Source organism: Croceicoccus estronivorus, from assembly GCF_001625325.1.
Classification (GTDB): Bacteria; Pseudomonadota; Alphaproteobacteria; order Sphingomonadales; family Sphingomonadaceae; genus Caenibius; species Caenibius estronivorus.
In genome coordinates this window covers 253,805-268,154 of record NZ_JRQQ01000001.1, presented here as the reverse complement: position 1 = coordinate 268,154, position 14,350 = coordinate 253,805, and the positions used below count along the sequence as shown (strand labels likewise).

Annotated in this window: 12 protein-coding genes; 1 reads left to right on the top strand and 11 read right to left on the bottom strand. The window is 61.4% G+C overall.

The window, feature by feature from the left end; all coding sequences use genetic code 11:
- The 7 genes from MB02_RS01375 to rimO form a co-directional block, all read right to left on the bottom strand.
- The gene (locus MB02_RS01375) at positions 1 to 2,784 is read right to left on the bottom strand and encodes a phosphoenolpyruvate carboxylase (protein WP_067532228.1); all 2,784 of its coding nucleotides are present in this window, start codon (positions 2,782 to 2,784) and stop codon (positions 1 to 3) included.
- Positions 2,784 to 3,398 (bottom strand): bifunctional 4-hydroxy-2-oxoglutarate aldolase/2-dehydro-3-deoxy-phosphogluconate aldolase, encoded by a 615-nt coding sequence (gene eda / locus MB02_RS01370; protein WP_067531508.1) that lies wholly within the window; start codon positions 3,396 to 3,398, stop codon positions 2,784 to 2,786. The genes MB02_RS01375 and eda overlap by 1 nt, the downstream gene beginning before the upstream one ends.
- Positions 3,395 to 4,381, bottom strand: coding sequence for a glucokinase (gene glk, locus MB02_RS01365; protein ID WP_067531506.1), 987 nt, complete (start codon positions 4,379 to 4,381; stop codon positions 3,395 to 3,397). Before glk ends, eda begins: the two co-directional genes overlap by 4 nt.
- Positions 4,378 to 6,189, bottom strand: a complete 1,812-nt coding sequence (edd, locus tag MB02_RS01360) for a phosphogluconate dehydratase (RefSeq protein WP_067531504.1) — start codon at positions 6,187 to 6,189, stop codon at positions 4,378 to 4,380. Before edd ends, glk begins: the two co-directional genes overlap by 4 nt.
- On the bottom strand, positions 6,182 to 7,621 hold the full coding sequence (gene zwf, locus MB02_RS01355; RefSeq protein ID WP_067531503.1) for a glucose-6-phosphate dehydrogenase: 1,440 nt from the start codon (positions 7,619 to 7,621) through the stop codon (positions 6,182 to 6,184). Before zwf ends, edd begins: the two co-directional genes overlap by 8 nt.
- A gap of 205 nt (positions 7,622 to 7,826) precedes the next feature.
- On the bottom strand, positions 7,827 to 8,243 hold the full coding sequence (locus MB02_RS01350) for a secondary thiamine-phosphate synthase enzyme YjbQ (protein ID WP_067531501.1): 417 nt from the start codon (positions 8,241 to 8,243) through the stop codon (positions 7,827 to 7,829).
- Complete coding sequence (gene rimO / locus MB02_RS01345; protein WP_067531499.1) at positions 8,243 to 9,607, bottom strand: 30S ribosomal protein S12 methylthiotransferase RimO; 1,365 nt, start codon at positions 9,605 to 9,607, stop codon at positions 8,243 to 8,245. The genes MB02_RS01350 and rimO overlap by 1 nt, the downstream gene beginning before the upstream one ends.
- Positions 9,608 to 9,672: 65 nt before the next feature.
- On the opposite strand from rimO, the gene MB02_RS01340 reads away from it, so the two are divergent.
- The gene (locus MB02_RS01340; RefSeq protein ID WP_067531497.1) at positions 9,673 to 10,083 is read left to right on the top strand and encodes a DUF1761 domain-containing protein; all 411 of its coding nucleotides are present in this window, start codon (positions 9,673 to 9,675) and stop codon (positions 10,081 to 10,083) included.
- Here the strand turns inward: MB02_RS01340 and MB02_RS01335 are convergent.
- From MB02_RS01335 to serS, 4 genes are read right to left on the bottom strand one after another with little or no spacing between them, the layout of a single operon-like run.
- Positions 10,080 to 11,123 carry a potassium channel family protein gene (locus tag MB02_RS01335; RefSeq protein ID WP_067531495.1) on the bottom strand — a complete coding sequence of 348 codons (1,044 nt, stop codon included), beginning with the start codon at positions 11,121 to 11,123 and terminating at the stop codon, positions 10,080 to 10,082. The two genes, MB02_RS01340 and MB02_RS01335, sit on opposite strands and share 4 nt — an antisense overlap.
- The gene (locus MB02_RS01330) at positions 11,120 to 12,268 is read right to left on the bottom strand and encodes a LysM peptidoglycan-binding domain-containing protein (protein WP_082825891.1); all 1,149 of its coding nucleotides are present in this window, start codon (positions 12,266 to 12,268) and stop codon (positions 11,120 to 11,122) included. The genes MB02_RS01335 and MB02_RS01330 overlap by 4 nt, the downstream gene beginning before the upstream one ends.
- On the bottom strand, positions 12,265 to 13,029 hold the full coding sequence (gene surE / locus MB02_RS01325; protein ID WP_067531493.1) for a 5'/3'-nucleotidase SurE: 765 nt from the start codon (positions 13,027 to 13,029) through the stop codon (positions 12,265 to 12,267). The genes MB02_RS01330 and surE overlap by 4 nt, the downstream gene beginning before the upstream one ends.
- Positions 13,029 to 14,309 (bottom strand): serine--tRNA ligase, encoded by a 1,281-nt coding sequence (serS, locus tag MB02_RS01320; RefSeq protein WP_067531491.1) that lies wholly within the window; start codon positions 14,307 to 14,309, stop codon positions 13,029 to 13,031. The genes surE and serS overlap by 1 nt, the downstream gene beginning before the upstream one ends.
- Positions 14,310 to 14,350: the final 41 nt, after the last annotated feature.

Here is a 14,350-nt window from a genome sequence, read left to right as displayed (position 1 = left end):
TCAGCCGTGTGCTCCGAATTCGTTGGCAATGGCAATGGTGATACGCAACGAAAGCCGGTAGGCGCGCTCGATCGGGTCGATATAGTCGCGCTGGATCTGCGTATAGCCTTCGCCCGCACCGTCCGGGTAATCGGCCGGTTCATCCATGGCGAAATCGTCGATCTTCGGAAAGCTGGTGGGGAAGGCTCTGCGCAATTGCGACAGGGCTTCGTCGATCCGCAAGGTGAAGACCATTTCCAGCACATCGTCACGGCTGATGTCGTTCGCCCTGCTGAACACCGGAACCGATACCGCCCGGATGAACATGTATTGGAACAAGGCAAGCCGCAGCGCCTGAAGCACGCCGATAACACGCCGAACGTGCTCGCGGTCGTCCAATGGCTGCTCGTCGGGCAGGAGTTCCAGCAAGCGATGGAGCTTCAGGGCATCGACTCTGAGGCGGGATGCAAGACGGCGGAAAACTCCGGTGCGGTCGTCCTTGATCAGGTATTCGGCCAATGCCTCGCACGGGCCGGACAAGTGTTTTTCTGTGCCGCGATAGGGGCGGCTTGCCCAATAGGCGGAATTGAACAGCTCTCCATACGCGGCGACAGTCTTGATGCTGGCCAGCGCGTTGGCCGCTCTGGCCAGCCGGATCAATTGCCGCCCGCGTTCGCTCTCACGCAGCAGGCCGGCCAGTTCCTCGTAATTGCCGTCTGCGGCCGTCCCGATCCCGCAGATCACGTTCACGGGATAGCCTAGCTGCTGGAGAATGGCATTGTGAGGGATCGCGCGGATCTGTCGCAGGGACATTTCCCGATCGGCGGAAATGTCGGACTGGCGGCGTGATACGCGACTGCCCGTGGGATTGAGCAGGCCGAGCCCGAATGCGGTGATCGCGCGGGAGTAGGTTCGGCTTTCGAGGTGATCGTGCTGATGGTCGCGGATCGCGCGGTAGAAATCGAGGCTGAGGTCCGTCCGCCGATAGAAGGGATCGGTGGGGGCGTCCGGATCGGTTTCCGCAGGGCGGATTTCCGCAATACGAGTGAGCGTGGCAAGCGCCAGTTCCGGCGTGGCGAAGAACAGATAGCCGTCGCCGCCCTGAAAGCTGACTTCGGGTTCCAGAGTGATGCCTGCACGCACGAACCGCCGCCGCGCCCACGGGCTGAGCGGCCAAGCGAGTCGGTCCTCCATGGAACCGGGATGGGCACCGCGCCCCATGCTCTCGCCATGGGTATCGAAAATCAGCGCGGCCACATCGGTCAGGCCATTGGCGATCATCGCCTGCGCCAGTCGCCCCTGTAACCGTTCGATCGCCAGGCTGGCAGGAACCTGGCCGACAAAGCGCCCCGCATCGGAAAAACCCGTCTGAATCGCGATCCGACCGCGTGTGCGGACATAGGCTTTGTAACTATCTTCCGCGAGCAACGCATCGAGGAAGCGGCCACCATGCTCCAGTGCGCTTTCGGTCTCAAACAGGGGGGAGATGTCGACTTTGTCCTCAATCCCGAACAGCCGCGAGAAATATAGCGCTGCAAGGATTGTCGATGGCTGTTCACATTCCGCGATCAGCATCCGGATCGGGGCTTCGGCATCCACATGGTGGAGGATCTGCGCCATGGCGAGGAACTGGCGGATCGCAGTGCTGCTTTCGATAGCCAGTGCCGCGAAATTGGATCGCAGCGGCTTCACCTTGCCCAGTTCGTCACGCAGCCTGGCCAGCGCGCCACGGCTACCCAGGTCCAGTTCACCCTTGGGGTCGATCACCCGGCGGATCGCGTTGTGCAACTGGCTGGAATTTACCCGGAAATGAATCCAGCCCATGCCGAGACCATCAGCCCGCATGGCAGACGCCAGCACTTTCAGTGCGATGGCGCGCGCCGTAGTTGCATCACGGGCTTCCTGCTCCAATGCGTCGATCAGAGGGGATAGACTGAGTAACTTGGCGGGATCATCTGCGGTCAGCCGGTTGGCGGCGGCGGAAAGGGCTTCGGGGTCGGAAAGGTCGCCAGCGAAATCGGCGGCCCGCTCTTTGGCATGGGCGGTCGCAGCCTGAAGCGTGGCGAGTAACGGGTGGTCGGCGTCGATCGCTGCCAGATCGGTGCAATAGCGTTCCAGCCGTTCGGCCTTTTCAGCCAGCCGGAAACCGATGCTGTGGTGCCATTTGATGTCGGTCCGCCCATCCATGTCGTAGCCGACCCAACTGGCGAACCGGAACGGAAGGGGCCTGAACGCATGCCAATCCTGCGGCCATCGCGCCTGGGCTTTCGCCAGCAATGTCGCGGACAGCCGATCGCGCGCATCTGCTCCTCTGGCAATCGCCGCCATGGCTTCAGCATGTTCGTAGGGGAGTGTGATCTGTGGCCGTTCGGGTGAGGCCACGCAGGTTTCAGGGCCGATGTCACCTTCCGAAGATGCCGCCGCAGCTACGGCGCGGGTCTGTTCCGGGGCGAGGAGGAACGTCGGGTGCGCAGTGAATACACAGTGTAGCTGGGGGCTTTCCCAACGTGCGCGAAAGGCGCTGAAGTCGGACGGTTCATTGTCGAGCCGCTCTGCGAAGGCCGTCTGGTTGGTTTCCGGGGAAACCGGTGCAACCAGCCGCCGCAGGCGGGCAGCGCGGTTCTGGAGTGCATCGCATTCCAGCTCGGCGATCATGGAATCGATATGACCAAGATCGATTTCGTTCGATTCCAGGGCCCGCGACAAGTCGAGAGCAAGCTGGAAAACGGGATTGAACAATGGCGTCTGGCTGGTCAGCGCATGCTGTTCCCGAAGACGTTCGAGCAGGTCGGCGACTGTCTTCATCATGCCAGTGCACTCGCCTTGCGTGCAGCTTCCTCAACGGCGGCATAATCCGGAGGCCCCTTGGGGGTGATCCAGCTCCCGCCGACGCAAAGCACGGGATCGAGCGCCAGCCAGTCCGCAGCGGTATCTGCTCCGATGCCGCCGGTAGGGCAGAAGCGGCATTGGTAAAACGGAGCGGCCAGCGCCTTGAGCGCCGGGATGCCACCGGCCGCCATGGCGGGGAAGAATTTGAAATGGGTCAGCCCCAGTTCCAGACCGCGCATGATGTCCCCAGCCGTTGCAATGCCCGGCAGAAATGGCGTGCCGTGACTGGTCACCACTTTGCCTAACGTCCGGGTCAGGCCGGGCGAGACAATGAATTCACTGCCCGCTTTCATTGCCGCGTCGTAATCATGGGTACTGGAAACGGTGCCTGCGCCGACAATGGCGCCTTCCACTTGTTTCATTTCCGCAATGGCTTTCAGCGCGGCGGGCGTACGCAAGGTGACTTCCAGCACGCGCAAGCCGCCGGAGACCAGCGCTTCGGCCAATGGTCTGGCATGGCTGGCATCATCTATTACCAGCACCGGAATGACAGGTGATGTGCACATGATCTGTTCGATCGTGAGGCTCATAATCCGGTGTGCTCCTTGGCAAAGGCGGCCACGGCCCCGAACAGGCCCGGCTGCGGATGGGTGATGAGCTTGACCGGCAGCCCGGCCATCAGCTGTTCATAGCGGCCCTTGAAGCGGAACCGCTCGGCAAACGAGGAGGCGAGCAGGGTTTCGCGAATGCGATAGCCGAGCCCCCCGGCAACCACGACGCCCGATGCACCGTGGGCCAGTGCGAAATCGCCTGCGACGCTGCCCAGCGACATGCAGAAACGGTCGATCGCGGCAGCGGCGAGACTGTCCGATCCGGCAGCGCCGTTTTCCCATATCGTGCGATCGTCGAGTTCCACAACTGGGCGGCCCTCCAGCGCGGCCAGCGTCTCGTAAATATCGACGATTGCCGGGCCGGAAACCACACGTTCGGCAGACACGCGTCGATGGCGTTTTCTCAGGCGAGTGAGGATGGCGTCGTCGATAGTATCGACAGGCGCGAAATCGACATGGCCGCCTTCGGTTGCCTGTACGTGGTAGCCGAGCGTTTGACCTGCCATGAAGCGATGAAAGTGCGCGACGCCCAAACCTGTGCCCGGGCCGATCACGGTGATCGTACCGGTTGCGGGTAGCGGCACGTCCGGTCCGCTGAGATGCAGGAATTCGTCATTGCCCGCACGGGCAGCCGCATGGGCGACTGCCCCGAAATCATTGAGGACCGTGACCTGATCGAGGCCAAGCTGATCGTCCAGCGCCCCGGTGCGGATCGTCCAGCTGTTATTTGTAAGCTGAACCGTTTCGCCCGTCACCGGCCCGGCCAGAGCGATGGCTGCGGCCTTTGGTACGGGTTTGCCCCATTGCCGCTCGAACTGCTCCCACGCGGTTTGCAGGCTGGCATAGTCGCTCGTCTTCAGTGTGATCGGCTCGGCCAGCTGGATTGCACCGTCCCTGGCAATGCTCGCCAGGGCAAATCGGGCATGGGTGCCTCCGATATCGAGCGCGACCAGTTCTGTCATAGACCGGCCATGGCGAGCATGGAGGACCCGCCCTGTTCCGCCCCGTCGGCATTGGCGCGGAACATCGCGAACAGTTCACGTCCGGTGCCTTGCGCAGGCGCAGGGGCAGGGGCCGGTTGGCGGGAGGAAAGATCGGCAGTGGTTTCCAGAACCCCGGTATTGGCGCAGATCTTCACGATATCGCCATCTTGCAATAGCGACAGGGGCCCACCGCCAAATGCTTCCGGCGTGACATGGATTGCCGCCGGAACCTTGCCCGATGCACCCGACATGCGCCCGTCGGTGACGAGCGCGACGCGATAGCCGCGATCCTGCAACACGCCCAGTGCCGGGGTAAGCTTGTGCAGTTCAGGCATGCCGTTGGCGCGCGGCCCCTGAAAACGCATCACCACTACGAGATCACGCTCCAACTCGCCCTTCTTGAACGCTTCAAGCACATCTTCCTGCCGTTCGAAAACGCGGCATGGCGCCTCTACTGTCCAGCGTTCCTTTTCTACCGCGCTTGCCTTGAACGTCGCGCGGCCGAGATTGCCGGAAACAAGCCGCATGCCGCCATCCGGCTGGAATGGATCGCTGGCGGGGCGCAGCATTTCCATATCGCCGCTTTCGCCGACTTCTCGCCACGTCAACTGGTCACCATCGAGGCCGGGCTCCATCGCGTAGTTGCCGAGATCATCACCGCCCACAGTGACAATGTCACGATGGGCCAGCCCAGCTTCGAGCAGTTCCCCGATTACGTAACCGATCCCTCCCGCGGCGTGGAAATGGTTCACGTCGCCTGCGCCGTTGGGATAGACGCGTGCAATCAGCGGGACTGCGGCGGACAGCTCATCCATGTCCTGCCAGTCGATCAGAACGCCGGCGGCACGGGCCATCGCGGGAATGTGGATCGCATGGTTGGTGGAACCGCCGGTCGCCAGCAGGCCGACGGCGGCGTTGACAATGGCCTTCTCGTCCACGCAACGCGCGAGCGGGCGATAATCGTTGCCGTCCTTGCCAATTGCCGCGAGTTGCTGGGTTGCTGCTCTGGTCAAGGCAGAACGCAGGGGCGTGTTGGGCGGTACGAAAGCCGCCCCCGGCATGTGCAGGCCCATCAATTCCATCATCATCTGGTTGGAATTGGCAGTTCCGTAAAAAGTGCAGGTTCCGGGCGAGTGATAGCTGGCACTTTCGCTTTCCAGCAGTTCCGCACGGCTTGCTTTGCCTTCGGCATAGAGCTGGCGGACTTTCTGCTTTTCCTTGTTGGCGATGCCGCTGGGCATGGGGCCGCTTGGAATGAAAATCGCCGGCAGGTGCCCGAAACGCAATGCACCGATCAGCAGGCCCGGCACGATCTTGTCGCAAATGCCGAGCAGGGCCATGCCATCGTACATTGCGTGGCTCATCGCGATGGCGGTGGAGAGGGCAATGACATCGCGGCTGAACAGCGACAGGTCCATGCCGTCGTGCCCTTGCGTCACCCCATCGCACATCGCAGGGGTAGCCCCTGCGACTTGTGCGGTTGCGCCGACCTCCCGGGCATAGAGCTTCATCTGCGCCGGATAGGCCCCATAGGGCTGATGCGCGGACAGCATGTCGTTATATGCGCTGACGATTGCGAGGTTCGGACCGCGCGTAGCCTTCAGTGCAGCCTGATCCTCCAGCGCCCCTGCATAGGCATGGGCGAGATTGGAGCAGGAGACGCTATGCCGGTCGAGCTGGCCTTCCGCCTCGCGTTCGATCAGATCGAGATAGCGACTGCGTGAATCTTTCGACCGTTCCACGATCCTCGCGGTGATGCGTTCGATGGTCGGGTGCAGTTTACTCATGCCAGCTTACCCCGTCGCGTTCGGCCAGCGCGATGGCTGCGCTCGGCCCCCAGCTTCCGGCATTGTAAGGCTTGGGCGCCAGCCCATCACGCTCCCACTCCTTGCGAATACCGTCGATCCAGGCCCATTGCGCTTCCACTTCGTCGCGCCGCACGAACAGGGTCTGGTCACCCTCGATCAGATCGAGCAGCAGCCGTTCGTAGGCGATACGCCGCTGGGTACCCGTGAACGCGTCCGGCATGGCGATATCGAGTGGGACGGGGCGCAAGGCGATGCCGCCCCGGTCCAGTCCAGGCACTTTGGCCATCAATTTGAGAGTGATGTTCTCTTCCGGCTGGATGCCGATCAGCAGGCTGTTGGGGGTAGTCCGTGCGCCCTTCTCCCCAAAGATGGAATGCGGAACGGGCCGGAATTGCACGAGGATCTCCGTCACCCGTTTCTGCAACCGTTTCCCCGTCCTGAGATAGAAGGGCACGCCCTTCCATCGCCAGTTGTCGAGGTGGGCCTTGATCGCGACGAATGTCTCCGTCCCGCTTTCCCGGCCCAGTTCGTCGGCATAGCCGGGCACGACCGCGCCGTTGACCGCCCCCTCGGTATATTGCCCTGTGACGGTCTCGTTTGCGGCCACCGTACGCAGGGCGCGCAGGACCTTTACCTTTTCGTCACGAACGGCGGTGGCGTCGAAATCCGATGGCGGTTCCATTGCCACCAGGGCCAGCAATTGCAGCATGTGGTTCTGCACCATGTCGCGCAGGGCTCCGGCGTCGTCGTAAAAGTCAACCCGGCTTTCCAGACCGACCGTTTCCGCAACGGTGATCTGCACATGGTCGATGTAGGCGGCATTCCAGATCGGCTCGAACAGCATGTTGGCAAAGCGCAGGGCCAGCAGGTTTTGAACTGTCTCCTTGCCCAGGTAATGGTCGATCCGAAAAATGCGGTCTTCGCTGAATGCCGCGGCTACCGCATCGTTGATCTGGCAACTCGTAAGGAGATCCGTACCGAGCGGTTTTTCCAGGCCTATGCGTACATTCCCATCTGCCAGCCCACTTTGCTGCAACCCTTTGATCGTCGGTTCGAACAGGCTGGGTGCGGTAGAGAGGAAGATGGCCAGACCGTCTTTCGGCACTCCGACCTTTTGCGCCAGCGCGGCGAACCCGTCGGGGTCGGTGGCGTCGAGCGGTTGGTAGTGTAGCCGATTGAGAAAAGTTGCGAGGTTGCTGCGCCGGTCTGCCGGCATGAATTTTTCCAACGCCTCGCGCGCGAAATTTCGAAAGGCATGATCGTCAAGGTCCGAGCGGGCCGTACCGACAATAGTCAATTCCGGATCGACGAGTTCTTCCGCTTCCAGAGCGCAGAGCGAGGGAAGCAGCATGCGTTGCGAGAGGTCGCCCGTGGCGCCGAACAACAGGAGGCGGTCTGCGGTGAATGTCATGCGGGATCGGGTTCCCTTCACTAGACACTGGCCTGAGGTTTTCAGGGCCTGCAAGGTCAGCATAGCATTTGTTGCAGTGCAATAAAGAGCGAATGCCCGACCGTGGCCGTGTCCGTTCGATCTTGCGGCTACATTTTCCTGCGGCGGAGGGACGAGACGCCGCGCCACTCCGTTTCAGCTATAGTATCAATAACCTGGCTGTGGCCTAGTTCCCGAGAATATGGGTAGCTATCGTCCTGCTATGCGGTCGCGTGCGATGTTCCGCAAGGAAGATGCCCTGCCATGTGCCAAGCATCATTTCGCCGTCTGCCACGGGAATCGTCAGGCTGTTGCCGGTCAACATGGCCTTGATATGGGCCGGCATGTCGTCCGGCCCTTCGTCGTCGTGTTCGTAAACGCCGCTTTCGGGAACGGTCCGGTCCAGCCAGCGCAGTAGGTCGCGAGCGACTGCAGGAGAGGCATTTTCGTTGATCAGCAGGGAAGCCGAAGTGTGACGGCAGAAGAGCGTCAGCAATCCGGTCTTGATGCCGCTGCCGCCTATCTGCCGGGAAACGTCGTTGGTAATCTCGATCAGGCCACGCCCTTCCGTCCGGATTTCCAGAACGGTGGCGAATTGCCGCATCAGGCGATTACGCCGAACAGATCGTGGGCGTCGGCATCCTCGATTTCGACATCGACAATCGCGCCCGCCTGCAGGTCTGGCCGCACATCCCGCAGAAACACGTTTCCGTCGATTTCCGGGGCATCGGCCTGACTACGGCCCGTGGCGCCGATGTCGCCGTCCTCATCCGGTTCGCCGACTTCATCGATGATTACCGGAAGCGTGCGACCGATTTTGGCTGACAGCTTTGCCGCGCTGATAGCCTCGGTCTTTTCCATGATCCGGGCGTAGCGTTCTTCCTTCACTTCTTCCGGCACGGGATCGGCCAGCGTATTGGCGGCTGCGCCTTCGACAGGTTCAAACCGGAAGGCGCCAACCCGATCGAGTTGCGCCTCGTCCAGCCAATCCAGCAGATATTGGAAGTCTTCTTCCGTTTCACCCGGGAAGCCGACCACGAAGCTGGAACGAATTGCGATGTCGGGGCAAATCTCCCGCCAGTTCTTCAACCGCTCCAGCACTTTCGCCTCGTTTGCCGGGCGCTTCATGGCGCGCAGCACGGATGGCGCAGCGTGCTGAAAGGGGATGTCGAGATATGGCGTCAACAATCCTTCGGCCATCAACGGGATAACCGCATCGACGTGAGGATAAGGATAGACGTAATGCAGGCGCACCCATGGCGCTTGGCCTTCCGGTGTGCGCAATTGTCCAAGCTCACGGGCGAGATCGGTCATATGCGTGCGCACGGCGTGACCATGCCACTGGCGTTCTTCATGCCGGACATCGACGCCATAGGCGGATGTATCCTGGCTGATGACCAACAGTTCCTTCGTTCCGCCCGCGACCAGCTTTTCCGCTTCACGCAGGACGGCATCGATACGCCTGCTTGCCAATTTGCCGCGCAACTGCGGGATAATGCAGAACGCGCAGGCGTGGTTACAGCCTTCGGAGATCTTCAGATAACTGTAATGGCGGGGGGTGAGCTTGACGTCTTGCTGGGGGACGAGATCGACAAACGGGCCCTGTGTGGGCGGGGCGGCCTCGTGCACAGCCTCAACCACTGCTTCATACTGGTGGGCGCCGGTTACAGCCAGCACGTCCGGAAACCGTTCACGGATTGCCTCGGCTTCATTGCCCATGCAGCCGGTTACAATAACCCGCCCATTTTCCGCGATTGCTTCCCCGATGGCGGCAAGACTTTCTTCCTTCGCGGAATCGAGGAAGCCGCAGGTGTTGACCAGAACGACATCCGCCCCATCATAGTTTGCGGACATGGCATAGCCATCGGCGCGCAATTTGGTAAGAATGCGTTCTGAATCGACCAGGGCCTTGGGACAGCCGAGGCTAACCATGCCGACTCGGCGTGCTTGGGGGATTGTCGTGGCCATTGGGTGGGCGCCCTTACACCCCTTGCCGCTTTTGCGCTACTGTTGAGGAAACGGGAGAAATTTGAATGGGACCCGTCAACTGGATTGCAGTTATGGTTGCCGCGCTGTCATCCATGCTGGTTGCCGCTGTATGGTATGGCCCGCTGTTCGGCCGCGCCAAACTGGAAGAAGTGGGGCCGGGTGGAATGGCCGTGCGGACCAGTACGGGCAGGACTGCCACTGTGACTGTGATCCTGTTGCTGCTGACTGCTTCGATGATGGGGCACATGTTCGCACGGGTGGGGCCTGAAACGCTGGCCGTCAAACCGTGGCTCTATTTCATGATGTCTGGTGGGCTGGCGCTGTTCTTCGTTATCCCCGCGCTCTGGCTAAGTTATATGCATCAGCGGATTTCGACGCGTCTGGGAATAATCGATGGCGGCTACTGGCTTGTCGCCTACCTTGCCATGGGGACTGTCTTCTGGCTGCTCGCCTAGCTGTCCGTCGGGTCCGGGGTAGAGAGGATTTCGACCACCATATCCCCCGCTTTCAAGGAAAGTGCTTCGGGTTCCCAATAGCCGAACGGTTGGCCCGCACGGTATAATCGTACCCCAAGACCGCCACTGGTGAGCTGGTTCAGCCCCAGCCCGATTTCTTCGGGCCGTACGGCGCGTTCTACCAGTTGGACCCGTCCCGAGATCGAAGCGAGATCGGCAAGGTAATCGGCGACGTGGGTTCCCTGTGCCGAACCGGCCAGCAACAGGCCGGTGAAGCGCACCGGATTGATGACGTTGTCCGCTCCGGCCTGGCGGGCCAGCAATTCATTGTCGTCGGCACGGACGACGACGCTCAGCGGGACCCTTGGGGCCAGGTGACGAACGGTCAGTACGATCAGGATCGAAGTATCGTCGCGGCCTGCCGACACCAGGATCGACCGGGCATTGGCAATCCTCACGGCGATCAATGTTTCGTCGCGGGTCGCATCACCGGCCATGACATTGCAGCCCAGAGCCTCCGCATCGGCCAGCCGGGATTCAAGTGGGTCGATCACGACGATTTCGCTTGGGCTTGTGCCTCGTTCGATCAACTCGTTGACCGCTTCCGAGCCGCTGACGCCGAAGCCCAGCACGACGATATGCCCCGATAGCTGTTTCTGGATGCGGGCCATTCGCCATTTCTCCCAACTGCGCTTGATTATGAAATTATAGGCTGTGCCGACAAAGATGAAGATCACTGCGAAGCGGATCGGCGTTACGATCAAGGCCTCGATCAGGCGGGACCGGTCGCTCACCGGGGCGATGTCGCCGAAGCCAGTGGTCGTGATCGAGATCATCGTGAAATAGACCACATCGAGAAAACTGACATGGCCGTCGTGGCTGTCGATCAGGCCATCGCGATCGAAATAATGCACCAGGACCACAATGAACACGAGTGCGAGTGCGGCGCTCAGGCGGATGCCGGCGTCGGCCCATACCGGAACCTTCACCGCCCGGCGGAGCGGCTGGAACCGCCGCACAGGGGCCGGGCGCTTGTTCACGGTGCGGGGGGCGGCCCGAGTTGTGTCATCGGGTCGACCGCCTGATTTTTGTGGCGCAATTCGAAATGCAGTTCGGGCTGGATCGCGGCACCGGTGGAGCCAGCGTGCCCGATCATATCGCCCGTGGCGACATTGGTGCCTTTCTGCACCGCAATCGAAGAAAGATGCCCATAGGCACTGTACCATTGGCCTTCGTGTTCGATCACGATCATCTTGCCGTAGCGTATGGGTTCTTCGCCAGCATAGATGACACGACCGGCTTTCGCCGCGGCAACTGGCGCGCCGACACTGGTGTCGATGTCGATCCCCTTGTGTCCCCCGCCAGGGGCCTGCGGATCGAACGAACTGAGTATGGCCCCGGTCAGAGGCCAGCGGAAGCCATTGTCCGGGCGGGCAGGGGCGCTATCGGAAGCTTTTGCTGAATCCGGTTGTGCGACCAGCGCGGGGATCACCAGCTTCTGACCGGGTTTGAGTACCGTATCTGCGGCGAGTCCATTTGCGGTCAGAATCTGATCGTAAGGCACGCCGTAGGCGAACGAGATCCCAAATCCCGTATCGCCCTCGGTCACGGTATGGACGTGCTGGTGGGGAATACGCAGTTTCCGGCCTGTCTTGACCACATACGGCGCGGCAAGGCCGTTCGCCTCGATAATCGCGATACGGGGCACGCCCGCACGGTTGGCAATGCCGTTCAGCGTCTCGCCCGGCTGGACGATGTAATCCCCCGTGCCGCCGGGTCTGGCAGCCCGCTGGTCTTGCGTTGTTGGTGAACCTGCCGCCCGTTTGCGCGGGATGGTCAGTCTTTGCCCCAGGCGCACGGGGAAGGGTGGTTTCAGGGCGTTGGCAGCGGCTAACGCGGAGGATGATACGCCTGCGCGATTGGCGATGCCGTTCAAGGTTTCACCCGCCTGAACCACGTGAGTCGTTTCGGTCGACGCATCGCGAGGGATCACCAGCACTTGCCCCACCCGGACGGCAAAAGGAGGCTTTAAGCCATTGGCCTTTGCGACCGCACTAGCCGGAACGCCTGCGCGATTGGCAATGCCATTCAAAGTTTCGCCATCCTGCACCGTATGGCGGCTTTCCTCGGCTGGGGAGGCGGCCATCAGCAGTGCCGCTGCACAGGCGAGGGCGGCGTTTTTCACCCGGTAAACTTCTTGGACAGCTCGGCCAGCGAGGATTCGTGCGTCAGATCCAGCATCAAGGGCGTAACCGAGACATAACCATCGGCAATCGCCTCCAGATCTGTCGCGTGACCGGGCGTATGCTCGATGCCATGCAGGCCAAACCAGTAATAGGGATAGCCGCGAGGGTCCTTGCCTTCAACAACGGAACCGCGCGCATAGTCGTGGAATCCCTGCCTGACGACACGGATGCCCTTTACCTCTTCGGGAGGCACAGCCGGGAAATTCACGTTGACCAGGGTGCGGTCTGCAAAGGGTGTGTCGAGCAAGGGAGCGAGAACTTTGGCGCCCCACGCCTCGGCGGCGGCAAACGGTACGGCATCGGCCATACCTTCCCTTGCATAGACCTGGCTCAGTGCAATCGAGCGGATACCGGCCAATGTGCCTTCGATCGCGGCGGACACGGTGCCGGAATAGGTCACGTCGTCCCCCAGATTGGCACCGCGATTGACACCGGAAAGGATCAGGTCCGGGGGCGAATCCATGACCTGATGCAGCGCCAGCATCACACTGTCGGTCGGCGTGCCCGAAACGGAATATCGCCGTTCTCCATGCCTGCGCAGCCGGACCGGGCGGGAAAGCGACAGGGAATGGCCTGCGCCGGATTGTTCTTCGGCCGGGGCGCAAACCCATATGTCATCGCTGAATTGCCGGGCGATTCCCTCCAGAACGCTGAAGCCGCTGGCGTGGATGCCATCGTCGTTGGTCAACAGGATACGCATCAGGCCGCAGGCTCCAGCTTCGTTACTCCACCCATGTACGGCAAGAGCGCTTCGGGAACGATTACCGAGCCATCTTCCTGCTGGTAATTTTCCAGCACTGCGACGAGTGTGCGGCCTACCGCAAGGCCGGAACCGTTCAGGGTATGGACAAATGCGGTCGCTTTTTCGCCGTCCGGGCGGAAACGCGCATTCATCCGCCTGGCCTGATAATCACCGCACCAGCTGATCGACGAAATTTCACGATAGGCACCTTGCCCCGGCAACCAGACTTCGAGATCGAATGTCTTTTTCGCCGTCGCCCCCATGTCGCCGTCGCAAAGCAACATCTTGCGATAGGGCAGGGCCAGCGCCTCCAGAATCGATTCCGCCGACCGAACCATATGGTCATGTTCGGCTTCCCATTGATCGGGACGGCATATGCTCACCAGTTCAACCTTTTCGAACTGATGCTGCCGGATATAGCCCCGTGTATCCTTGCCCGCGGCGCCTGCCTCGCTCCGGAAGCACGGCGTCAGGGCCGTCATGCGGATCGGCTGAGCCATACCGCCCAGAATCTGTTCCCGCACGGCATTCGTCAACGACACTTCGGCCGTGGGAATAAGCCAGCGTCCATCCGTGGTCTGGAACAGGTCCTCAGCAAATTTGGGCAACTGGCCTGTGCCGAATACGGCTTCGTCCTTGACCAGCAGAGGGACGGCGCATTCCTCATAACCATTATCGCCGGTCTGCTTGTTCAGCATGAATTGCGCGATCGCCCGCTGCAGCCGGGCCATCTGCCCTTTGAGGAACGTAAATCGCGCGCCGGAAATCGAGGCTCCGGTTTCGAAATCGAGACCAAGGGCAGGGCCGATGTCGGCGTGTTCCTGCGGCGTGAACGCAAAATCGGGCTTTGTGCCCCAGCTCGATACCTCGACATTCCCGCTTTCGTCCTCGCCCGGAGGCACGCTGTCTTCAGGGAGATTGGGCAGACGGGCGAGCAAGTCGTTAAGCGCCGTGCTCGCCTGGCGTTCTTCCTCTTCAAGCGAGGGCAGGGTTTGCTTCAGTTCGGCGACTTCGGCCTTCAGGGCTTCGGCAGTGTCCTTGTCGCCTTGCGCCATGGCCTTGCCGATCTGCTTGGAGGCATCGTTGCGGCGGCTCTGCGCTTCCTGACAGCGTGTCGCGGCATCCCGGCGCACCTTGTCAAGCTCCAGAACGGCCGAGGCAGACGGTTCCACGCCACGCCGGGCAAGGCCGGCATCGAAGGCGTCGGGATTTTCGCGAATGAAACGGAGATCATGCATGGGCGCGGGCTATGCCGAACAGGCTCGCGCCATGCAAGGTG

Excerpts from the sequence above, each read along its gene's own strand:
- zwf (WP_067531503.1), bottom strand. The coding sequence starts at position 7,621 with ATGACATTCACCGCAGACCGCCTCCTGTTGTTCGGCGCCACGGGCGAC.
- edd (WP_067531504.1), bottom strand. The coding sequence starts at position 6,189 with ATGAGTAAACTGCACCCGACCATCGAACGCATCACCGCGAGGATCGTG.
- surE (WP_067531493.1), bottom strand. The coding sequence starts at position 13,029 with ATGCGTATCCTGTTGACCAACGACGATGGCATCCACGCCAGCGGCTTC.
- eda (WP_067531508.1), bottom strand. The coding sequence starts at position 3,398 with ATGAGCCTCACGATCGAACAGATCATGTGCACATCACCTGTCATTCCG.
- MB02_RS01340 (WP_067531497.1), top strand. The coding sequence starts at position 9,673 with ATGGGACCCGTCAACTGGATTGCAGTTATGGTTGCCGCGCTGTCATCC.
- rimO (WP_067531499.1), bottom strand. The coding sequence starts at position 9,607 with ATGGCCACGACAATCCCCCAAGCACGCCGAGTCGGCATGGTTAGCCTC.
- glk (WP_067531506.1), bottom strand. The coding sequence starts at position 4,381 with ATGACAGAACTGGTCGCGCTCGATATCGGAGGCACCCATGCCCGATTT.
- MB02_RS01350 (WP_067531501.1), bottom strand. The coding sequence starts at position 8,243 with ATGCGGCAATTCGCCACCGTTCTGGAAATCCGGACGGAAGGGCGTGGC.
- MB02_RS01375 (WP_067532228.1), bottom strand. The coding sequence starts at position 2,784 with ATGAAGACAGTCGCCGACCTGCTCGAACGTCTTCGGGAACAGCATGCG.
- serS (WP_067531491.1), bottom strand. The coding sequence starts at position 14,309 with ATGCATGATCTCCGTTTCATTCGCGAAAATCCCGACGCCTTCGATGCC.